23 protein-coding genes and 6 pseudogenes are annotated in these 20,286 nt (G+C 68.3%); 8 read left to right on the forward strand and 21 right to left on the reverse strand.

Features of this window, described 5'->3' with window-relative positions; translation table 11 throughout:
• Positions 1-39 precede the first annotated feature (39 nt).
• Both GNX96_RS65385 and GNX96_RS32490 read right to left on the reverse strand, forming a co-directional pair.
• Positions 40-426 (reverse strand): annotated as a pseudogene (locus GNX96_RS65385) (S8 family serine peptidase); the annotation flags it as partial.
• Positions 423-995 carry a S8 family serine peptidase gene (locus GNX96_RS32490; protein WP_163571747.1) on the reverse strand — a complete coding sequence of 191 codons (573 nt, stop codon included), beginning with the start codon at positions 993-995 and terminating at the stop codon, positions 423-425. The gene GNX96_RS32490 and the pseudogene GNX96_RS65385, both read right to left, overlap by 4 nt.
• A gap of 155 nt (positions 996-1,150) precedes the next feature.
• Between GNX96_RS32490 and GNX96_RS32495 the strand changes: the two genes are divergently transcribed.
• A complete protein-coding gene (locus GNX96_RS32495) occupies positions 1,151-1,387 on the forward strand; it encodes a hypothetical protein (RefSeq protein ID WP_163571748.1) in 237 nt (78 codons plus the stop codon).
• A gap of 129 nt (positions 1,388-1,516) precedes the next feature.
• Here GNX96_RS32495 and GNX96_RS32500 read toward each other — a convergent pair whose 3' ends face one another.
• The 12 genes and pseudogenes from GNX96_RS32500 to GNX96_RS32540 all read right to left on the reverse strand — a co-directional run bounded on the left by GNX96_RS32500 (position 1,517) and on the right by GNX96_RS32540 (position 10,405).
• Positions 1,517-2,110: a hypothetical protein gene (locus tag GNX96_RS32500; protein ID WP_279582086.1), complete on the reverse strand. Its 594-nt coding sequence runs from the start codon at positions 2,108-2,110 to the stop codon at positions 1,517-1,519.
• 123 nt (positions 2,111-2,233) lie between these two features.
• Entirely contained in the window at positions 2,234-2,623 is a 390-nt protein-coding gene (locus GNX96_RS32505) for a hypothetical protein (protein ID WP_163571790.1), read from the reverse strand.
• A gap of 43 nt (positions 2,624-2,666) precedes the next feature.
• Positions 2,667-2,915 (reverse strand): hypothetical protein, encoded by a 249-nt coding sequence (locus GNX96_RS32510; RefSeq protein ID WP_163571791.1) that lies wholly within the window; start codon positions 2,913-2,915, stop codon positions 2,667-2,669.
• A gap of 345 nt (positions 2,916-3,260) precedes the next feature.
• A complete protein-coding gene (locus GNX96_RS32515) occupies positions 3,261-3,827 on the reverse strand; it encodes a MauE/DoxX family redox-associated membrane protein (RefSeq protein WP_163571792.1) in 567 nt (188 codons plus the stop codon).
• Between the two features lie 150 nt (positions 3,828-3,977).
• On the reverse strand, positions 3,978-4,235 hold the full coding sequence (locus GNX96_RS56970; RefSeq protein ID WP_279582087.1) for a hypothetical protein: 258 nt from the start codon (positions 4,233-4,235) through the stop codon (positions 3,978-3,980).
• Positions 4,236-4,299: 64 nt separating this feature from the next.
• Positions 4,300-4,629, reverse strand: a pseudogene (locus tag GNX96_RS65390) (AAA family ATPase); the annotation flags it as partial.
• A pseudogene (gene ffh / locus GNX96_RS32525) lies at positions 4,517-6,042 on the reverse strand (signal recognition particle protein). The pseudogenes ffh and GNX96_RS65390, both read right to left, overlap by 113 nt.
• A gap of 402 nt (positions 6,043-6,444) precedes the next feature.
• Entirely contained in the window at positions 6,445-7,140 is a 696-nt protein-coding gene (locus GNX96_RS56975) for a hypothetical protein (RefSeq protein WP_279582088.1), read from the reverse strand.
• The gene (locus GNX96_RS56980) at positions 7,080-7,649 is read right to left on the reverse strand and encodes an HD domain-containing protein (RefSeq protein ID WP_279582089.1); all 570 of its coding nucleotides are present in this window, start codon (positions 7,647-7,649) and stop codon (positions 7,080-7,082) included. Before GNX96_RS56980 ends, GNX96_RS56975 begins: the two co-directional genes overlap by 61 nt.
• Positions 7,646-8,710 (reverse strand): [protein-PII] uridylyltransferase family protein, encoded by a 1,065-nt coding sequence (locus GNX96_RS56985; protein WP_279582090.1) that lies wholly within the window; start codon positions 8,708-8,710, stop codon positions 7,646-7,648. Before GNX96_RS56985 ends, GNX96_RS56980 begins: the two co-directional genes overlap by 4 nt.
• Positions 8,697-9,035: a P-II family nitrogen regulator gene (locus tag GNX96_RS32535; RefSeq protein ID WP_163571793.1), complete on the reverse strand. Its 339-nt coding sequence runs from the start codon at positions 9,033-9,035 to the stop codon at positions 8,697-8,699. Before GNX96_RS32535 ends, GNX96_RS56985 begins: the two co-directional genes overlap by 14 nt.
• Entirely contained in the window at positions 9,032-10,405 is a 1,374-nt protein-coding gene (locus GNX96_RS32540; RefSeq protein WP_163571794.1) for an ammonium transporter, read from the reverse strand. The genes GNX96_RS32535 and GNX96_RS32540 overlap by 4 nt, the downstream gene beginning before the upstream one ends.
• Positions 10,406-10,643: 238 nt before the next feature.
• Here GNX96_RS32540 and GNX96_RS32545 point away from each other — a divergent pair, with 238 nt between their 5' ends.
• From GNX96_RS32545 to GNX96_RS32560, 4 genes and pseudogenes are all read left to right on the forward strand, one after another.
• Positions 10,644-10,850 carry a hypothetical protein gene (locus GNX96_RS32545; protein WP_163571795.1) on the forward strand — a complete coding sequence of 69 codons (207 nt, stop codon included), beginning with the start codon at positions 10,644-10,646 and terminating at the stop codon, positions 10,848-10,850.
• A complete protein-coding gene (locus GNX96_RS32550) occupies positions 10,835-11,665 on the forward strand; it encodes a DUF2207 domain-containing protein (protein WP_279582091.1) in 831 nt (276 codons plus the stop codon). The genes GNX96_RS32545 and GNX96_RS32550 overlap by 16 nt, the downstream gene beginning before the upstream one ends.
• A gap of 323 nt (positions 11,666-11,988) precedes the next feature.
• On the forward strand, positions 11,989-12,924 hold the full coding sequence (locus GNX96_RS32555; protein WP_163571797.1) for a TIGR04222 domain-containing membrane protein: 936 nt from the start codon (positions 11,989-11,991) through the stop codon (positions 12,922-12,924).
• Between the two features lie 91 nt (positions 12,925-13,015).
• Positions 13,016-13,836, forward strand: a pseudogene (locus GNX96_RS32560) (DUF692 domain-containing protein).
• Positions 13,837-13,900: 64 nt separating this feature from the next.
• Here the strand turns inward: GNX96_RS32560 and GNX96_RS32565 are convergent.
• The 6 genes and pseudogenes from GNX96_RS32565 to GNX96_RS56990 form a co-directional block, all read right to left on the reverse strand.
• A complete protein-coding gene (locus tag GNX96_RS32565) occupies positions 13,901-14,281 on the reverse strand; it encodes a hypothetical protein (protein ID WP_163571798.1) in 381 nt (126 codons plus the stop codon).
• Positions 14,282-14,325: 44 nt separating this feature from the next.
• Positions 14,326-15,159, reverse strand: coding sequence for a hypothetical protein (locus tag GNX96_RS32570; protein ID WP_163571799.1), 834 nt, complete (start codon positions 15,157-15,159; stop codon positions 14,326-14,328).
• A complete protein-coding gene (locus tag GNX96_RS32575; RefSeq protein ID WP_163571800.1) occupies positions 15,069-16,022 on the reverse strand; it encodes a hypothetical protein in 954 nt (317 codons plus the stop codon). Before GNX96_RS32575 ends, GNX96_RS32570 begins: the two co-directional genes overlap by 91 nt.
• Positions 16,019-16,935: pseudogene (locus tag GNX96_RS32580) on the reverse strand (ABC transporter ATP-binding protein). Before GNX96_RS32580 ends, GNX96_RS32575 begins: the two are co-directional and overlap by 4 nt.
• Positions 16,928-17,443, reverse strand: a complete 516-nt coding sequence (locus GNX96_RS32585; RefSeq protein ID WP_163571801.1) for a TetR/AcrR family transcriptional regulator — start codon at positions 17,441-17,443, stop codon at positions 16,928-16,930. The pseudogene GNX96_RS32580 and the gene GNX96_RS32585 overlap by 8 nt, the downstream one beginning before the upstream one ends.
• Positions 17,444-17,689: 246 nt before the next feature.
• Positions 17,690-17,995 (reverse strand): hypothetical protein, encoded by a 306-nt coding sequence (locus GNX96_RS56990; protein ID WP_279582092.1) that lies wholly within the window; start codon positions 17,993-17,995, stop codon positions 17,690-17,692.
• Between GNX96_RS56990 and GNX96_RS32590 the strand changes: the two genes are divergently transcribed.
• The gene (locus GNX96_RS32590) at positions 17,994-18,656 is read left to right on the forward strand and encodes an amidohydrolase family protein (RefSeq protein ID WP_279582099.1); all 663 of its coding nucleotides are present in this window, start codon (positions 17,994-17,996) and stop codon (positions 18,654-18,656) included. The genes GNX96_RS56990 and GNX96_RS32590 overlap by 2 nt on opposite strands.
• The gene (locus GNX96_RS32595) at positions 18,653-19,243 is read left to right on the forward strand and encodes a TetR family transcriptional regulator (RefSeq protein WP_163571802.1); all 591 of its coding nucleotides are present in this window, start codon (positions 18,653-18,655) and stop codon (positions 19,241-19,243) included. Before GNX96_RS32590 ends, GNX96_RS32595 begins: the two co-directional genes overlap by 4 nt.
• 146 nt (positions 19,244-19,389) lie before the next feature.
• Here the strand turns inward: GNX96_RS32595 and GNX96_RS65395 are convergent.
• Positions 19,390-19,821: pseudogene (locus tag GNX96_RS65395) on the reverse strand (amidohydrolase family protein); the annotation flags it as partial.
• Between the two features lie 108 nt (positions 19,822-19,929).
• On the opposite strand from GNX96_RS65395, the gene GNX96_RS32605 reads away from it, so the two are divergent.
• Positions 19,930-20,286: TetR/AcrR family transcriptional regulator (locus tag GNX96_RS32605; protein ID WP_163571803.1), on the forward strand; the 357-nt coding region annotated here is incomplete at its 3' end.

Consider the following 20,286-nt stretch of genomic DNA (forward strand, 5'->3'; position numbering starts at 1 on the left):
CGTGTAGTACTGGTTGACCGGGGTGCCCAACGAGGTGCCGGCGGCTCGGGCCGCCACGATGTCGACGCCTGGCGCGACCACCTCGGGCTTTACCGTGGCGCCGCGACCGGGGCCACGGCTGGAAAACTCGGCAATCTGGTCGTGGCTGTCGACCGCGCCGACGGTCAGCGCGTCCTCAGCGTCGCCCGGCGACCCGATGGTGGCCCGGGTCGGACCACTGTTTCCGGCCGCGATAACGAAAAGCGCTCCGGTGCTGGCGGTCAGGCTCTGTACCGCGTCGGCCATCGGGTCGTCGCCGTCGGTGGCCGCCCCGCCAAGACTCATGCTGACAACGCGGGCATGCTCGGTGGTCGCCGCCCATTCCATCCCGGCGATGATGTCCGAGTCGTAGCCGAGTCCACCGCCGTCAAGCACCTTGCCAATCACCAGTTCGGCGCCCGGCGCGACGCCCTTCTCCTTGCCGCCGGAAGCCGCGCCGGTGCCGGCGCGACCGTGGAGGCGACGTGCGTACCGTGACCGTTGCGATCGACCAGATCCGGCTCGTCCGCGACGAAACTCCTCCCGTCGACCACCTTGCCGACGAGGTCCGGATGGGTGGCGTCGACGCCGGTGTCCAGTACCGCGACGCGGACGCCATGACCGTCGTAGCCGGCGGCCCAGGCCTGCGGCGCGCCAATTTGCGCGACGCTGTCCGCGAGAGTCGCCCTGACCCGCCGGTCCAGCAGGAGCCTGGCCGCGCCAGCGGCCAGCACACGGTTCGACCCAGCGGCGGGCGCGATCGTCCGCCAGAAGGTGCCGGCCTGGGTTTTGGCCACTCGTACGGCATTCGCACCGATGCTGGGAAGAGCGCGATCGGTGGTCGCACCAGGCACCGCGGCGGCCCGCGTACGAGCCGCCGCATCCGGGTAGGCGATCAACACCGGCACGGTGGACTGACCGCGGTCCGCATACCCGTTCTTGGCCAGGTAGCTGACGTTGAACCAGCTCCCGGTCAACGGTACGGGCGCTGACCAGCGGCAGCGCGTCGCTGGGCAACACGTACCAACCGTTCGGGCTGTTCAGATACTGATACCGCACGCCGGGGCGACCTTTGAGGACCATCACGCTGTCCTTGCCGCCGGGTTGGCCGCGATAGCCGACGACGTCACCGGTGATCAGGGTGACCGACGTGACGCTCGCCGCGGGTTTGGCCACCGCCAGCGGCGCTTTCGGCGCAGGAGCGGCCGTAGTCGGTGTCGGCACCACGGTCTGCACCACGGTTTGCGCCACGAGTACGGCCACCACCGCGGCCGCCCAACGTCGGAACCGGCTGGTCCGGGGCATCTGCATCTGTCCTCCGCATCGATCCCCGTGCGGTCGTACCGGCTCGGCGGCATCATCCGTTTAGCGCTAAATATCTGGATGTCGACCCCGGTCGGTACGACCAGAGGAATTGCGAAGAGCTTCGTCCGCGAAAGGCCCGGGCGTCAAGATCGCGCGGATGGCCGATGCCAGCCACTACCCGTGCCGCGACAGGTCAGATGACCGCAATGGCGATGCTGGCAACCGCCATCGCGGCGAACACCACTTTCGCCGCACCGCGTACGAACGGCTCGAAGGCCGACACCCGGTCAATCACCCAGATCGGCTCCAGCCGGTCCGCGCGGTCTGGCCGGTACGGCACGACGGCAATCATCACGATGCTGGGAATGACGAATCCGGCCGCGTAAAAGACGCCGGCCCACCACGGCACCAGTCCCAGCAGGCTCACCGCGATCGCCACCCAGGTCATGGACGTCACTCGGAAGGTGGTCACCACCAGCCCGGTGTCCAGGCCCCACAACAAAGCACCAGCCACCGGTCCGCGCCGGAAGAAGTGCTGCTGTGGCGTCTGGCGCTGCCACATCGGTGTCCGCAGGCCAAACAGTCCGCTGTCCACCACCAAGAACAGCGCCGCGAAACCAGCGGCCGCCAGCAGGCTCACGGCGCCTGATGGAACCCACCCAAGAGCCAGTCGGCCGAGAAAGTGTACGGCCGCGTAGAAAACGACAGCCGAGACTCCGAAGCCGACCGCGAGGGCCACCACCGGACGGCGCACGGCCGTCCCGCCGGCACCTACGCCCTGAACCACCGGGCGCAGGTAACCGACGAACGACAGTCCTCAAAGACTGAAAAGCTGCGCGAATCCAGCCATCGCGAGCAACATCATCAACGCGACGGTGAGGACATCAACCGCATGCATCGAAAAGATCTGTCAGCAGCCGTTGGCGCGTACGGTCCAGCCGGACGAGCAGTAGAACGGGCCCTGGCCACAACTGCTGCCACCGGTGCATTCGCCGCAGGCGTACTTTCGCTGCCAAGGCGCGCTTCCACTGCAGCAGTACCAGACCTGCAGCGACCCTTTGTGACAGATCGGTTGACCGTACGCGTCCAACGGGCAGTTCGGTGGGCTGTAGTAGAGGTTGCAGCAGTTCCAGTTCGCCTGCGGACGTACGTCGGCCTCAGCGGCCTTGTCGGTGGCCAGCACGGCCGCCACACCACCCACCGCGGTCAGGCCAACCTTGCCCATCCAGCCCATAAAACCCCGGCGGCTGCTGCGCAGGGACCTGAATTTCTCGTTGCCCTCGGCCTTGGGTTCGGTCATGAACTCACCCACTTCTTCTCAGCGGCCCGGCGGACCTGGTTGGTCAGGACGGCAATGCGGCTGCCTTGGGGCGAAGCTTGTAGCGGTCGACTTTTGGTAGCGCGGCACGGAACTGTCGTACGGTCGGCACGGTCTGGGCGCGAGCCACCCGGCCGTTCTCCACGATGATCGCGACTGGGGTCAGGTCCAGCCCGATCCGCTTCACGATCCGTTCCTCGTCGTCGATCAGCACCCGCTCTCCGCGCAGCTCGAAAAGATCGACGAAGTCGGCAGCCGTCTCGCTGACCGGCACCACGACACACCCACACCGCCGGCGGCACCGCACCGCCCTGCATCGTGGAGGCCAGGTGGTGGCAGGTTTCGCACTTGTTGGAGAGAAAGAGCACCAAGGCGTCGTCGGCGCGGTCCAGCGCGGCAGGAAGACCGACGGTGGACGGCACGATGCCCTGGACGACTCCCAGATCGATCGACTCGACCTTGTCCTCCAGGTCCAAATACGACCGGATCTGCTTGATCTGTTCGAAAAGCTCGACCAGCGCACCTACCAGTACGAAAATGACCACGGCAAGAACACAAACAACGATGATCAGGGCAACGGTCACGCGATCTCCCCTCCGGCCGCAGCCAGCGAAACTTCCTACTGCCGGGCGGCGAGTTCGGCCTCGGCCCGAAGGTCGCCGATCACCAGCCGTTCAGTACGCAACCGGCGCCAGCCTGGAACATGCCGGGCAAGTCGTACGATCGTGACGATCAACAGGAAAACACCCACCCCGAGCAGGCCAAGGGCCGGATCCCACGACGGCGACCACCACTGCGCGGCGCCGGCCAGCACGAGCCAGACCGGCAGCAACTGCAGCTGACGCCAGCCAAGCGCGCTCTGCGACAGCCCGCCGAAACAACTGCAGGCGATCTTTTCGTTGGCTTGTAAGGCGCGAACGCCGGCGCCGGCGAATCCGAGGCCGAGCAACAGCGCCACCAGCCGTGGCCAAGCCGAGGTCGGGAACACCGCCAAGCCAAGCCCGGTCAGCGATTCCACCGCGACAACACCAAAAGCCGCCCGGCGGGCAAACTCTGCCTGTACCCCGAGATGCTCCAGAGTTTCCCCGAAAGCCTGGAAAGTCACGGTTTTCGAGACACCCGACAAGGTGAACACTGCGGCCAGTATCGCCTGCGCGGCAGCCCCGATCAGCCCCCAGTCGCGCACCTCCCACCCCCGTACGTGATGGTGGTCAAGTCCTTTTTAATGTTGCCCGGAACGTAGGGGAATATTTCACGCTACACAAGGCCATGGCCCGCCGCCGGCCGTCTTCGGCCACAAAATTAAGAAAGCGACCGTGGCGAAACCCGACAGAATCTAGCCGATCAGACATTCCAGGCGGGCGACCAAAGCCGCTACGTCAACCGGTCGCGAGGTGTCGACCTCGATCACCTCGCCCACTCCCATCGAACCGCCGTACTGGGCGAGCACCTCGTCCGGCAGCTCTTTGAGCACGTGCGCCGGATGGGCGGTCCTGGCTCGTACGGCGAACCGACGGCGCAGTTCGTTGTCGGGACACTGGCAGCAGACCTCGATCACCCTTGCCGCGAACCGCGCGAGGTGGGCATGTTCCATCTCGCGCGCGCGGCCGGAAAGGGGCCTCCAGGATCGCCACTGGGCAGCGCGCCGCGACCCGCCAGAGCACCTCCATCGCCGCGCCGCCGACCTGACGCGAGGCGGCCAGGTCATCGGCCGAGCAGCCCAGAGTGTCGAAGAGCGTCTCTTTGATGTCGTCCTTGCTGATTAACGGCAAGGACAGGCGCTCGGCTAATTCCCTGGCCAGCGTGGTTTTCCCGGCGGCGGGTGGACCGGAGACCAGGATGAGCAGACGCTGCTGGCTCACCAGGAACGCCGGATTACGGCTTCTTGCGGTTCTGGAGTTGGGTGAAGTCGATCTGCGGCATCTGGAAGTTCGACGGCAGGCCGCCGGTGCCGGGCGGGACCTGGCCGGGCGGGTTCGGGACGCCACCGCCGATGGCCCGACGGGTGGGCGTACGCCCGACGCCCTTGCCTTTGCGCTTGCCCTTCTGCGACTTGGTGGCGGACTTGCGCCGTCCCATGCCGGGCAGGCCCATCGCGCCACCCATCTGCTTCATCATCTTGCGTGCCTCGAAAAACCGGTCCACCAGCTGGTTCACGTCGGTCACCGTGACACCGGAGCCGTTCGCGATGCGCAGCCGGCGGGAGCCGTTGATCATCTTCGGATCGGCCCGCTCGGCCGGCGTCATGCCGCGGATGATCGCCTGCACTCGGTCCAGGTGCTTCTCGTCCAGGTCAGCCAGCTGGTCCTTCAGCTGGCCGGCGCCGGGCAGCATGCCGAGCAGGTTGCCCAGTGGGCCGAGCTTGCGGACCGCGAGCATCTGCTCCAGGAAGTCCTCGAGGGTGAACTCGTCGCCGCCAGTCAGCTTGGCGGCCATCTTTTGCTGCTGATCGGCGTCAAACGCCGTCTCGGCCTGCTCGATCAGGGTGAGCACGTCACCCATGCCCAGGATGCGGGACGCCATCCGGTCCGGGTGGAAGACGTCGAAGTCCTCCAGTTTTTTCGCCGGTGGACGCGAACATGATCGGCTGGCCGGTGACGTGGCGTACGGACAGCGCGGCACCACCGCGGGCGTCACCGTCCAGCTTGGACAGCACGACGCCGCTGAAGCCGACGCCGTCGCGGAAGGCCTCGGCCGTACGCACCGCGTCCTGACCGATCATCGCGTCCACCACGAAAAGCGTCTCGTCTGGCGAGACGGCATCGCGGATGCCGGCGGCCTGCGCCATCAGCTCCTCGTCGATGCCGAGGCGACCGGCGGTGTCGACGATGACGATGTCACGCGCATGGTGCGCCGGGCGTGCTCGATCGAGTCGCGGGCCACCTGGATCGGGTCGCCCACGCCGCTGCCAGGCTGTGGTGCGTACACCTCGACGCCGGCCCGCTCACCGACCACCTGCAGCTGCTGCACGGCGTTCGGGCGCTGCAGGTCGGCGGCGACCAGCAGCGGCTGGTGGCCGGCTTTGCGCAGCCACAGGCCCAACTTGCCGGCGAGGGTCGTCTTGCCGGCGCCCTGCAGACCGGCGAGCATGATCACGGTCGGCGGGTTCTTGGCGAACTGCAGCCGCCGGGTCTCGCCGCCGAGGATGCCGATGAGCTCCTCGTTGACGATCTTGATGACCTGCTGCGCCGGGTTCAGCGCCTGGGCGACCTCGGAACCGGTCGCGCGCTCCTTGATGGCCGCGATGAAGGCCTTGACCACCGGCAGTGCGACATCGGCCTCCAGCAGCGCGATCCGGATCTCCCGCGCCGTACGGTCGATGTCAGCTTCGGAGAGCCGGCCTTTGGAGCGCGCAGCGAGGAGAAGACGTTGGCGAGCCGGTCGGAAAGTGTGTCGAACACGTGGCAGCAGTCCTCAGGTGGCGATTTGGGGTAGCCCCACCAGACTAACGAGTCCCGCCCGCCGATGTCCGCCAGCCGTGGGTCGCCGTCGACGAACTGTCGAGTGCGCTCAACCTGGATCCACCAAAATACCCGGGTGTGCGACAGATTTGTAGGTGCTTGAGGAGTACTGGCCGATGGGGTCGGGGTGCTGACTGTGGGACTTTGGCCCGCTCTCAGCGTCGAGTGCGGGATTTGTTCTGCGCTCGAGGATCCGGCTGTGAGTGTTGTGACTCCTGGGCCCCTGCGGTGCCAGGCTGGTCGTACGCGGCAGCGGCCTGGACATGCTCGCGCTGCGGCAGGACGCGTTGCGCTTCGCGCGACAACTCGCCGGATGGGGACGCTTCGGCATCTCGGGTTTGGTTAGGCGGTCGGGTCGGCGGCGGCGAGGACGGCCTTTTCGACCGGTTCGCGGCTGGCCGCGTCGGCGTACGGGCCCTCCAGGTAGAAGGCGTCCACCGCGTCCACGCCCAGCGTGGACACGCGGGCCCGTTCGACTTTCGCGCCGACGCTTTCCAGCGCGGCGGTGACCCGGTAAAGCAGGCCAGGCGAGTCGGCGGCGCGCAGCTCCAGCACCGAGCCGGCACTCGCGGCGCCGGCCACCCACACCACTCGCGGCGGCGGAGGCTGCCGGGCGGCGGGATTCGTCGGCCGGTACGAGCGGCGCATCGCGGCGATCCGGCCGGACACGTCCAGCTCGCCGCGGACCGCCCGGCGCAGCTCCCCGGACAGCAGGGTGGCGTCCGGCCACGAGCCGAACCGGGGCTGCGCGACCAGCACGACGACGGCCATCCCGGCGACCGTACGGGCATCGGCCGACAGGACCTGCAGCCGGTGCACGGTCAGCACGCCGGCGGCCGCGGCGAGCAGCCCACGGGCGTCCGGTCCGACGACGGTGACCGCACTGTCGTCGACCCACACGGCCAGCTCGCCGGAGTCGGCGAGCGCGATCAGGGACGAGTTCAGCGGCGGCGCTTCGGGCAGCTCACCAGCGCCGATCAACGCGTGCGTACGCGCTCCACCAGCGTCGCCACCAAGCCGGCGCGCCAGTCCGTCCACACGGCCGCACCGGTGGCCACCGAGTCCGCTTCGGTCAGCGCGTGCAGCAGGTCCAGCACCGAACGGTCGCCGCGGACGGCGGAAGCGGCCGTCTGGATGGTCACCGGGTCGTCGAGGTCCCGCCGGGTAGCGATTTGGGCCAGCGTGAGGTGCCGCAGCACGAGCGTACGCACAACTTCGACGTCCTCGTCGACGAAACCCATCCGGTGGGCGCAGTCGGCCGCGATGGGCGCGCCGAGCACGCTGTGGTCGCCATCCAAACCCTTGCCGATGTCGTGCAGCAGCGAGCCGACCAACAGCAGGTCGGGTCGGGACACTCGGCGGGTGTGCCGGGCCGCTTCGGCGGCGGTTTCCACCAGGTGCCGATCCACGGTGAATCGGTGGATCGGGTTGCGCTGCGGCAGTGACCGGACCCGGCTCCACTCCGGCAGCCACCGCTCGACCAGCCCGTACCGGTCGCAGGCCTCCCACACCGGGACAGCCGCGTCCCCGGTTCCCAGCAATGTCACCAAAGTCTGCCGCGCCGCCGATGGCCACGGCACCGCCAAGGTGGCCGGCGAACGGGCCAGCCGGGCCAGCGTGTGGGAGCTGATCGGCAGCCGCGCGGTGGCGGCGGCCGCGGCGACCCGCAGCGGCAGCAGCGAGTCGGTGTCCGGCGACGCCTCCCGGGCCAGCACCACCTCGCCGTCCTGTTCGACCACGCCGTCGGCCAGCGGCCGGCGATCTGGGCCGCGGCGGCGCAGCACGCTGGTGCGGCGCTGGCCGGCGGTCCATCGCTCGACCGCCAGCCAGCAGGTGTCCGCCGCGTACGCGATGCTCCGGGCGTCGTCGGCGACCCTGCGCAACAGCGCGCGTCGGTGCCGTCCAACCCCAGCCGCTCGGCGACGGTTTCCTGTTCCTGCAAACGCAAAGTGTCCTTGCCGCGGCCGGTGGCCTCGTGCAGCGCCTGGCGCACGTCGAGCATGCGCTGGTACGCGTCGCGGGCGGCCACCGACGGGCCCTGCGCCACCTGCGCGTAGCCGGCGCCACGGATCGCCAGCTGGTCCCGCAGCCCGCCGCGCGCCTCTTTCAGGTCTCCCTCAAGCAAAAACGCGAGCTCACCAAAACTTTCCCAGCGCTGCAGCGTCGATTCGCGCAACGCGGTCAGGTTTTTGGCCGCGTTGGCGCGCCACGCCTCCCGTAACCGGCCGCCAAAGGCGTCCGCGAGGGCCTGGTCGCCGGCCACGTACCGGGCGTCCAGCATGCCCAACGCGGCTCGTACGTCCTCACCGGCCACCTTGGTGGCTTGTTTGAGCGTACGGACGGAGTGGTCCAGGCTGATGCCCGAATCCCAGATGGGATACCAAAGCTGGTCGGCGATGGTGGCCACTGTGGACAGTCCATCATGGACCAGCACCAAGTCGACATCACTGCCCGGCACGCACTCGTACCGGCCGAGGCTGCCAACCGCCACCAGGGCGAGGCCGGGCACGTCCGGCAGCAGCCCGGCGAGCCACCAGTCCAGCCGGCCGGCGATCGCCCGCCGGCCGGCTGGACTGATGTCCTCGCCCTCCAGGTCAGAGGGCTTCAAAATCCCGCTCTCCGGTGCGTACGCGCACCACTTGCTCGACGGTGGTGACCCACACCTTGCCGTCGCCGATCTTGCCGGTCCGGGCGGCGGCCACGATCGCCTCCACCACCTTGTCCGACTCGTCGGCCTCGACCAGCACCTCGATCCGTACCTTGGGCACGAAGTCGACGGTGTATTCGGCGCCGCGGTAGATCTCGGTGTGGCCCTTCTGCCGCCCGTACCCCTGCACCTCGGACACCGTCAGGCCATTCACCCCGAGCGCGGCCAGGGCGTCCTTCACGTCGTCCAGCCGGAACGGCTTGACGACCGCGGTCACCAGTCTCACGACTCCTCCTTCCCGGCTCCCACCGGCTCGGCCGGCGTGGCCTTGGCAGGCGCGGCCACGTGGGCGGAGTTGAGCCGGCCCGCCGCGAGGCCACCGCCGGTCACGAAGAACTCGTACGCCGACTCGGCATGCGAGGTGGTGTCGATGCCGGTCTGCTCATCCTCTTCGCTGATCCGGAACCCGATCGTCTTGTCGATGACCTTGCCGATGATCCAGCTCAGTATGAACGAATACGCCAGCACCGCGACCACGGCGATGGTCTGTTTACCCAGCTGGGCGAGGCCGCCGCCGTAGAACAGGCCGGAGGGGCCGTCCCCGTTCTTCAGGATGCCGGTCACCGCGGAGGTGGCCAGGAAACCGATGATCAGCGAGCCGACGATACCGCCGACCAGGTGCACGCCGACCACGTCGAGCGAGTCGTCGAAGCCGAGCTTGTACTTGAGACCGACGGCCCAGGCGCAGATCGCGCCGGCCGCGATGCCGACCACGATGGCCCCGATCGGGCTGACAGAGGCACACGCCGGGGTGATGGCCACCAGACCGGCCACCGCTCCGGACGCGGCGCCGAGGGTCGTCGCCTTTCCGTCCCGCAGTTTCTCCACCACGAGCCACGCCAGCAACGCGGCGGCGGTCGCCACCTGGGTGTTGACGAAGGCCACCGCGGCCTGGCCGTTGGCCGCCACCGCGGAGCCGGCGTTGAAACCGAACCAGCCAAACCACAACAGGCCAGCGCCCAGCAGCACCAGCGGCAAGTTGTGCGGTTTGAACTTCTCCTTCGGCCAGCCGTGGCGTTTTCCGAGCACCAGGGCCAAAGCGAGGCCAGCGGCACCGGCGTCGATGTGGACGGCCGTGCCACCGGCGAAGTCCAGCGCGCCGAGCCGGTCACCGATCCAGCCGCCATGCCCGTTGTCGAACATGAAAACCCAGTGGGCGATGGGAAAATAGACCACCGTGACCCAGATGCCGCCGCCGACGAACAGCATCCAGGCGCCGAACTTGGCCCGGTCGGCGATGGCGCCGGAGATCAGGGCCGGGGTGATGATGGCGAACATCAGCTGGAACGCCGAGAACACCAGCAGCGGGATCGTTCCGGACGTGGCGGTCAGCGTCAGGTTGTTCAACCCGACGTACTTCAGGTTCCCGATCAGCCCCCCGAACGCGTCCGGGCCGAAGCTCAACGAGAACCCGTACAGAACCCACAGAACGCTGACTAGTCCAATCGTCGCGAAGTTCATCAGCAGCATGTTCAGTACGCTTTTGACGCGTACCATTCCGCCGTAGAAAAACGCCAATCCGGGCGTCATCAACAGCACCAGTGCAGAGCTGGCCAGCAGCCAGGCGGTGTCGCCAGAGTCAATCTTCACGGGCATCCTCCTCTGTCCAGCAGGGTGGCGGGTGGCTGTTTCGGCGCCGGAACATTGCCATTTCGTTGATGTTCCGCAATGTTTCGATCGTGTAACCGGACCGGTGCGCGCTCGACAAATCACCGCAAGTAATCACCGGTGCCCGAAGGGGACGCCCTGCCAGGCGTCCGGCCCGGCTCGGCCCGATCGCCGGCTTTTCGGACGTATCGCTTGCAGACTCGGCGTAATGGAGCTTGCACCCGAGTTGACCGCGACCGTCGGCATGCTGTCCGGCGTGATCACCGTCCTGGGTCTGGTCACGGCGGTGGGGTTGGTCACAGCGTCGATCGGGTGGCGGATCGGTCGATGGATGCGGGTGAACAAGACCAGTCGGGTGCCCGCGCGGCTGCCCCTGGATGCCACCGCGTACCTGCGGGGGGCGGGGTGCCGGCCGCGGTGCTCACATCGATGACGTATCTCTACGTCACTGGAACCGTCACCTCCGGGCGAAACCCGCAGCCGGTCCCGAGCGGCTCGGGGTCGCCGGCCGGGGTGATCGGGCGGCTGGCGGCCTTCACCAGACGCGTGCTGCCCACCCAGCCCAGAACAGCCGACGGCCTGGTCGTGGTCGGACCGATGCCGGCCCGGTCCACCCAGCTGGACGCCGCCGTATGCGCCGAGCTGAGCCGGCGGCCGGGCCTGCGCTACGGCGAGCTCGCGGGCGCTCCGAGCGTACGAGCAGCCGCCGAGGCCGTACGCGAACGGCTGCGGGTCGAAGGCGCCTTCCCGTCCGGAGTCACCCGCCTGGTCCGGATTTCTGGCCAGCTGGTCGCGGTGGCGATCGGCGTCTGCGGGCTGTCTCTGGGCCTTTTCAGCATGTCCGGCCGGTCCCCCGGCGGCGAGCTGTCGGCCTTCCTGCTGGTGGGCGTCGGCGTGTGCACCTACGTACTGGTCGGCCGCACTATCCAGGACAAGCAGCTGTCAATCCGCGCGGAGGCGGCGCTGAAACAGTTACGTAAGGGCATTCCACCCCGCATGAAAGCCACCGCCTGGCCCACCATCGGCGCGCCAGCCGCGGGCCTGATCGTCGCGCTCTACGGCGGTGACGCCATCTGGAAGTCCGATCCGGACTTCGCCGCGGCCGCCGGCGTACCCGTACCGTCCAGCGGCAACTCCAGCTCCGATTCTGGCGGCGGCGATTCGTCCTCTTTCTCGTGTGGTGGCGGGGCCTTCGTGTGGTGGCGCCTCCTGCGGCAGCTCTTCGGCTGGCGGCTCTTCATGCGGTAGCAGCAACTGACGTTTCGGTCCCGGGATGACCGTCCGTTTTGTCAGTGCCAACTGGAATCCTCGAGTTCGGGGGCGACATTTTCCGATCAGCCGGTGCTCGCCGATTCAGTCAGTGCCACCTGGCAGGCTGGATTTCGGGGGCGGCATTTTCGGCGGCTCCGGAATTTTGCCGCCCCCGAATTCGAGGATCCGCTCAGGCAACGACATTTTCGGCGACTCGCGGGTAAGGCGGCGGATCGGACATCAAAGACATCGACCTCCGGGCTGGCGTTCGTACGCCACACTGGCCTGACCATTGGCTGACACTGCGGGGGCGGTGACACATGGAACCGACGACCATCGCCGAGAGCGGCGACACCTGGGGCATCTCCGGGCCGGCGTTCCTCGGCATCTATCTGGCTCTTATGGCCGCGGCGACAGTGCTGTGGCTGATTAGTTGGGCGGCGATGAGGGGCCGCCGGAGCAGGTTCGACATGCCTGCCCTGCACCCCGCCGAGGCCGCTCTGGTGTTCGGCGACGTGAACCTCGCGGTGATGGCCGCAGTGGCGTTCCTGCGCGCCGAGGGAGCCCTCAGCGCGGCGGACGACCGGCGCGGCCTGAAGATCACCGGCCCGCAACCGGCTGGCAGCGGGCCGCTGGAAGTCGCCGTCTACCGGGCGATTTGGGCCGGTGCGAACAGGTCGCTGGTAGTCGTACGGTGGGACCGCGGCGTCGCCGACGTGCTCAGGTCGATGATCGCCGACCTCACCGAGCGCGGGTTCCGCTATCGGCCGTCGCGGGTCGCCGTGCGTACGCTCACGGTTCTCTGGTTCGTCCCGGTCATCGGGCTCGGGGTGATCCGGTTGGTGGTTGGCTCGATCGGCGGCAAGCCGACCGGTTTCCTGATCGCCATGCTCGCGATCAGCGGGGTCTTCGCGCTGTTCGCGACCATGCTGTCGATGAAACATCCACGCCAGACGCCGGCGGCGCGGGCCGCCCGGAAACAGTTGGCCGACCAGGTACGCCAGCAGCGCGGCGACTCGTCGTGGGCGATGGTCGGCGGAGTCTCCGCGGCGATGACCGTAGCGGTGCTCGGCGCGGTCGCCTTCTGGGCCGCCGACCCAGAACTGGCGGCCGCTGCCGCCGTGATGGCACCGGGCACGTCTGGTGGAGGCAGTTTCTGGAGCGGCGACTCCTCGTCCGGCTCCAGCTGCGGCGGAAGCAGTTCATCGTGTGGCGGCGGAGGCGGCTGTGGTGGAGGCGGCGGCTGCGGCGGTTAACGACCGTTTGGGCCTTGAGGCTCTTATGACTGACGATTTGAGCGACGGCAGACGCTGCCCGAGCGACGGCCCAAGTGACAGGATTTCGGCTATGACGCTGTTGGCGGGGCGAGGGCTGGGCATCGGCTGGCGCCCGGAAATCCATTCGTACGTGGCGGGCCTGCCGGGACTGCGATGGTGCGAGGTGATCGCCGAGTCGGCGCAGCACTCGGTGCCGGCCGGGCTGGACAGCCTCATCGCGCGTGGAGTGGCTGTGGTGGCGCACGGCACCCGGCTGTCACTGGGCGGCGCCGAGCCGCTCCAGCCCGGCCGCGTCGCCGGGCTCGCGAAGGCCGCCGAACTGCTCGGGTCCCCGCTGGTCAGCGAGCACATCGCGTACGTACGAGCAGATGGCACCGAAGCCGGGCACCTGCTGCCGATCCCGCGCAGCCGGGACGCGCTGGACGTGCTGGTCGACAATGTGAAACAAGTGCAAGCTGAGCTGCCGGTGCCGATCGCGCTGGAACCGATCGCCGCCCTGCTGGAATGGCCGAACCAGCAGTTCACCGAGCCGCAGTTCCTCACCGAGCTCCTCGATCGTACGAACGCGTATCTGCTGCTTGACATCGCGAATCTCTATGCCAACGCCCGAAACCACGGTCGCGACACGCTCGCCGAGCTGGCTGAGCTGCCACTGGACCGAGTCGCGTACTGCCACGTCGCCGGCGGCTCCGAGAGCGCTGGGCTCTACCACGACACGCACACCGACCCCCCCCCCCGCCGGAGGTGCTGGAGTTGGTCGCCACGGTGGCCCGCCGCGCGTCGCCGCCGGCGATGATGCTGGAACGGGACGGCAACTACCCGCCCGCCGTCGAGCTGACCGCCGAGCTGGACTCGATCGCCGACGCGGCCGGCTGGGACCGCATCACGTGAGCGCCCAACCAGACGCTCCGCAGGGCCGGCAGCAGGCGGAGGCGCGAGCCCGGCTCGCGGCCGGTCAGCGGGATCTCGTCCAAGCGCTGGTGGCTGGCGCTCCGGTACCAGCCGGCTTCGACGCGACCCGGTCCAAGCCACCGCGAAGGCGCTGATTTCCAAGCGGGCCGGCGAAGTACGGGCCGCTTGGCCGCGGCTCGCGGTCAGTCTCGGCCCCGACTACCGGCGGCTCTTCGGCGAGTGGGCCGCCGACCGGCCGCCGCTGGGCTCGATGGTCGACGGCTACCTCTTCGCCACCGCCCTCGCCGACGACGGTCTTGCTGGCACCGGTTCTGCTGGCAGCGGCGGTCTGCCGGCACTGGCCGCTGGCGAGCTGGGACGACGTACGAGCGTGCCTGCGACTGACCGCCGACCACCACCTGCACCGCCGGTCGGCCCTGGGCATCGGCCGATCCCCTGTCGCTTCCGACGACGGCGGCGGCACGGCCATCACCTACGCCTTCCGCGGCCGCATCCTCCGCCGCCGCCCGCACTGACCGCATCTCGCCCGTCTCCCACCACGGACGCCGTCCTTGTTAAGTGAGGAGGTCGCGGCGGCGCCAGCCGGTGAGGCCGATGGCGACGAGTACGTACGGCGGCGATCAGGGTCAGCCAGAGCAGGTTCAGCGGCGCGAGGCCGCTGGAGATCAGCACGTCGGGGGTGGCCGCGTACGGGGACAGGTACGACGGGTTGTCGATCACCTTGAATTCAGCGAGCAGGTCGACCAGCAGGAACAGGCCGAGCACCGTCCAGGTGAGGGTCGCGGCGAGCCGCGGGAGCAGGCCGAACAGGGCCACCGCGAGCCCGACCAGCACCCAGGTGGCCGGCACGTACGCCAACGTCGACAGGATCACCCGCGGCAGCTGGTGCCCGAGGTCGCCGCCGGTCAGGCCGGAGCCGAGCCCGGCGCCGACCCCCCCGAGTGCGAGCAGCGCGATCACTGGGCTGGCGAGCGCGACGACCAGGTGCCCGGTCGCCCACCGCAGCCGGCTGACCGGTCCGGCCAGCAGCGGCTCGGCGCGGCCGGCGACCTCCTCCGAGCGCGGCCGGAGCGCGGCCACGATCGCCACCGCGGTGACGATTTGGCTGATCACGTAAAGCAGAACTCCGAAGAAAACGTCCGAGATCTGGGCGCCCGGGCCGCCGACGGCGATCGCGTACGCCCGGATCTGCGGAGTGTCGAGCTGCGCGTTCAGGCCGTCCGCGGCGAACCCCCCAACAACAGCCCGACCACCACGAAACTGACGGTCCAGCCGATCAGCTGCGGCCGGTGCAGCCGCCACGCCAACGCGGCCGATCCAGTCAGCCAGCGGGACGCGGCTGGCCGGCCGGGCCGGGTCGGCAGCAGCCCGCCGGCCACATCCCGGCGGACCGAGAGTGCGTACGCGCAAACCGCCAGCACGGCCGTACCGATCCCCAGCAGGCTCAGCACCCACCACTCGTCGCCGGCATAGGCCCTGGTCAGCCGTGCCCACCCGATCGGGGTCACCCAGGCCAGCCAGGACAGCGCCGAGCCACCGATGTCCGCCAGTCCACGCAGGACGTACAACCCGCCCATCACCGCGAGCGCGAGGGCACGGGCGGTGCCGGCGCTTTCGGAGACCTGGCCGGCGATGCCGGCCAGGGCCGCCAGCACCCAGCCGCCGCCGGCCATCGACAGGCCGAAAACGAGAGACCCGCCAACTGGCAGCCCGACCGCGATCAGCGCGAGCGCGGACAGCAGCCCGAGGGCCAGGTTGGCGGCCAGCACCACGGTCAAGGCCGCGGTCAGCGCGGCGTGCCGGCCCACCGCCGCGGCCCCCACCAGCTCACGCCGACCGGCTTCCTCCTCGACCCGGGTGTGCCGGATGACGAGCAGGATGCTGATCAGGCCACCGAGAATCATCGTGGAGGAGCCGAGCGTCCACGCGGTGAGACCGCCGACGCTCGCGGAATAGATCGTGCCGCGGGAAAACAGCTGCGCTGGGCTGGCCATCGCACCGGCCGCGAAAGTCATCCGGTCCGCCGCGGTTTTGTAGACGTCCGCGGTACTGACCGCTATTCCCATACACAGCAACGCGGAAAGCACGATCCAGACCGGCAGCAGGATCCGGTCCCGGCGCATGATCAGTCGTACCAACGTGCCGGTGCCGGCGAGCGCGTTCATCGGACCGCCGCCTTTTCGCCAGCCGGCGAGCTGGTTTGGTAGTGCCGCAGGAAAAGTTCCTCCAGCGTCGGTGGCTGGCTGGTCAGGCCGCGAACACCGACCGCGGTCAGCCGTACGAGCAGTTCGTCCAGCGCGGCGGTGTCCACATGGCACCGCAGCCGGGTGCCGTCCACGTGGATGTCATGCACGCCAACCACATCCCCGAGCGCCGGCACCGGTCCGGCCAGCTCCGCGGTGACCGACGTACGGGTCAGATGCCGCAGCTCGGCCAGCGTGCCGGTCTCGACCGTACGGCCGGCCCGGATAATGCTGACCCGGTCGCAAAGCGTCTCCACCTCGGACAGGATGTGACTGGAAAGCACCACCGTCCGGTCCCGCTGGCGCTCTTCTTCGATGCACTGGTTGAAAACCGCCTCCATCAACGGGTCCAGCCCGGAGGTCGGGCTCGGTCCAGGATCAGCAGGTCCACATCGGACGCGAGGGCCGCGACCAGCGCCACCTTCTGCCGGTTTCCCTTGGAATACGTACGACATTTCTTGGCTGGGTCGAGTTCGAACCGCTCGATCAGGGCGGCCCGCCGGCTCGGGTCGACGCCGCCGCGGAGCCGGCCGAGCAGGTCGATCACCTCACCGCCGGACAGCGTCGGCCACAATGTCACGTCACCCGGCACATAAGCGAGCCGCCGGTGGAGTTCGGTCGCGTCCCGCCACGGGTCACCACCGAGCAGCTCGACTTTCCCGGCGGTGGCACGCATAAGACCGAGCAGAATGCGGATAGTGGTGGTCTTTCCCGCGCCGTTCGGGCCGAGGAAACCGTGCACTTCCCCGGTGCGTACGGACAGATCCAAGCCATCCAGCGCGCGGGTACGGCCGAATGTCTTGACAAGGCCGCTGATGCTGACAGCCTCATTCATCGTCTTGCTCCTTGGTCCCGTTTTCCTGTTGATAGCGGTCTATTCCGGCACGCGCCAGGTCGGCCATCTCCGGTCCGACCAAGGCCGGCGACACCACATCGAGGCTGGCCTGGCCGACCCGGGCGGTGGTGGCCGGACCGAAGGCCTCGTCGCCGAGCGCCCGCGCGACATGCCCGTGCAGGACGGTGATGCCGAGTTTCATGGCGGTGAAAACCACCGCTTGCGCACGAAGGTCGCCGGGCGGCAGTTGCCCGTACGTCTTCAGGTATTGCTCGGTCATGTCGACCATCTCGTCGAACATCGCGGCCGCGGCCGGCGATCCCTCGACCAGCGCCCGCCCCAGGTAGGTCATCACTGGCGGCGCGGTCGCGTAAGTGGACGCGAGGAACCGCGGGTCGTCCAGGCCGCGCTCGTCGACCGCTTCGGTGGCCGCGCCGCGGATGTATTCCATGACGTACGCATCGCACGCCTCTCGAAGTTGTTCCTTGGAGCCGAAGTGGTGCTGCACCAGGGCCGGCGAGACGCCCGCTGCCTCGGCTACTACTCCACGAATCGTGGTGCCCTTGACTCCCTTGTCGGCGAACTGCCGAACTGCCGCAGGGCCGCGTTGCGGATCCGGGCCCGCGCTGTCAGGTCATCCTCATTCATTGAACGCACGAACAGCAGACTATACGACCGTACAGCGGCTTGTACGGATGTATAGCTATGAATGTGTTAAGGTGGTGGTCGACCACCAGTTGATGGTTGACCAACATCATGGAGGTTCGACATGCGGACCATCGCGCTCGAAGAGCACTACGTCACGCCGGAATACATGGCCAGCGAGGGCCGCTGGCTGGAGCCATACCAGCAGGTGGTCAGGCCATTGCTGGACCTCGGAGCGGGCCGGATCGCGGCGATGGACGCCGGCGGTGTCGACCTCGCCGTGCTGTCCCTGACCGCCCCCGGCGTCGAGCAGCTCGCCTCCGAAGAGGCCATCACGCTGGCCAGGAGCGGCAACGACACGCTCGCCGCGGCGGTACGAGCGAACCCGACCCGGCTGGGCCGGCTTCGCCACCATCGCGACCGCGGCGCCGGCTCAGGCCGCCGACGAGCTGTCCCGGGCCGTCGGCGAGCTGGGGTTCGCCGGCGCGATCATCAACGGCCACAGCCGTGGCCGCTACCTGGACGACCCGTACTTCCGGCCCATCCTGGAACGCGCGGTCAGCCTGAGCGTGCCGATCTACCTGCACCCGACTCCGCCACCGACGGCCGTCACGGAGGCCATTTACGGCGGCTTCTCCGCCGATATCTCGTTCTCGCTGTCCACCACGGGCTGGGGATGGCATATCGACACCGCATTGCACGTCTTGCGGTTGATCGTCAGCGGAGTTTTCGACCGGTATCCGACTCTTCAGGTCATCGTTGGCCACATGGGCGAGACACTGCCCTTCATGTTGCCGCGTTTCGACGTGGCTTTCGCGCAGCGAATGAGCCGCCTGGAGCTGCCGGTCAGCGGTTATCTGCGCAGGAATATCAGCTACACGTTCTCCGGTTTCAACGAGCGGCCGACTTTTGACATCCTGCTGGCCCAAATGGGCGTCGACCGCATCATGTTCTCCACCGACTACCCGTACGGGTCAATGGCCACCGCCACCGAATTCCTCGCCGGTTTGCCACTGGACGAGGCCAGCCGGGAAAGCATCGCCTTTGGCAACGCCGAAAAGCTCATGAAACTGTGACTGGGCAACCGATCGGCCGCAGAGAGCGAAAGAAGGCGCAAACCCGCGACGCGATCCAACAACACGCGCTGCGGCTTTTCACCGAGCGCGGGTACGACGCGACCACGCTCGCCGAGATCGCGGAGGCCGCCGACGTGTCGGAGACGACCCTCCTGCGATATTTCCCCACCAAACAGAGCTTGGTTCTGTGGGACGACTTCGGCACTGGCATCGCCGCGGTTTTCCGGGCGCAGCCCACCGATCTACGTCCGGTGAGCGCCTTGCGGGCCACCTTCCACCAGGTGTTCGGCGCGGCGATCACGCAGACCCAGCGAGCGGACGTACGAGCCCGGGTCGCATTGCTGCTTTCGGCGCCACCGCTGCTGCGATCCCTGCTGCTGGACGAACTGCACGGACCGGCCCAACTGATGCGCGAGCTGATCGCCGAACGCACCGGGGCCGAACCGGACGATCTGCCGACCCGTACGCTCGTCGGCGCTGTCATCGGCGTCTCGCTGTCCGCGCTCTTCGCCGCCGAACGAGATCCGTCCGCCGACATCCTTACTCTCCTGGACGACGCGATGGGCGAGCTCGAGCGTCTCGTCTGAAAGACTTTTCTATCGCTGCAAAGCCCACCGAAACGCTGCACCGTCGCCGACGGGACGCCCGTGCGCGATGTTGCCTCCGTGACGGCCGTCGGTGGCGGAGTCGGGTGCAGGTAGATCGGCACGCTCAGGCTGACCGCGCGTTCCAGGATGGGCCGGAAGTACGGGTCGTCCAGGTAGCGGCCACGGCTGTGGCCGTTGATGATCGCGCCGGCGAACCCCAGCTCGCCGACGGCCCGGGACAGCTCGTCGGCGGCCTGAGCCGGCGCCGCGGTCGCGATGGTGGCGAAGCCGGCCAGCCGGGTCGGGTTCGCTCGTACCGCCGCGGCGAGCGTGTCGTTGCCGCTCCTGGCCAGCGTGATGGCCTCTTCGGAGGCGAGCTGCTCGACGCCGGGGGCGGTCAGGGACAGCACGGCGAGGTCGACACCGCCGGCGTCCATCGCCGCGATCCGGCCCGCTCCGAGTCCAGCAATGGCCTGACCACCTGCTGGTATGGCTCCAGCCAGCGGCCCTCGCTGGCCATGTATTCCGGCGTGACGTAGTGCTCTTCGAGCGCGATGGTCCGCATGTCGAACCTCCATGATGTTGGTCAACCATCAACTGGTGGTCGACCACCACCTTAACACATTCATAGCTATACATCCGTACAAGCCGCTGTACGGTCGTATAGTCTGCTGTTCGTGCGTTCAATGAATGAGGATGACCTGACAGCGCGGGCCCGGATCCGCAACGCGGCCCTGCGGCAGTTCGCCGACAAGGGAGTCAAGGGCACCACGATTCGTGGAGTAGCCGAGGCAGCGGGCGTCTCGCCGGCCCTGGTGCAGCACCACTTCGGCTCCAAGGAACAACTTCGAGAGTACGTCGAATACATGGACCGAGCCGCGACCTCCGCGGCTGGACCCTTGATGGGAGGCGGTAGTTCAACCCAGTGCATCGGAAGAAGAGCGCAAGTCGGGACCGGGCCGGTGCTGCCTGTCCAAGGCAACATACCTGTCCGCAGTGGAGACTGCTTTGCGTACAGCGGTCAGAATTATCCGGGCCGGCCG

Source organism: Fodinicola feengrottensis (genome assembly GCF_010993775.1).
Lineage (GTDB): Bacteria > Actinomycetota > Actinomycetes > Mycobacteriales > HKI-0501 > Fodinicola > Fodinicola feengrottensis.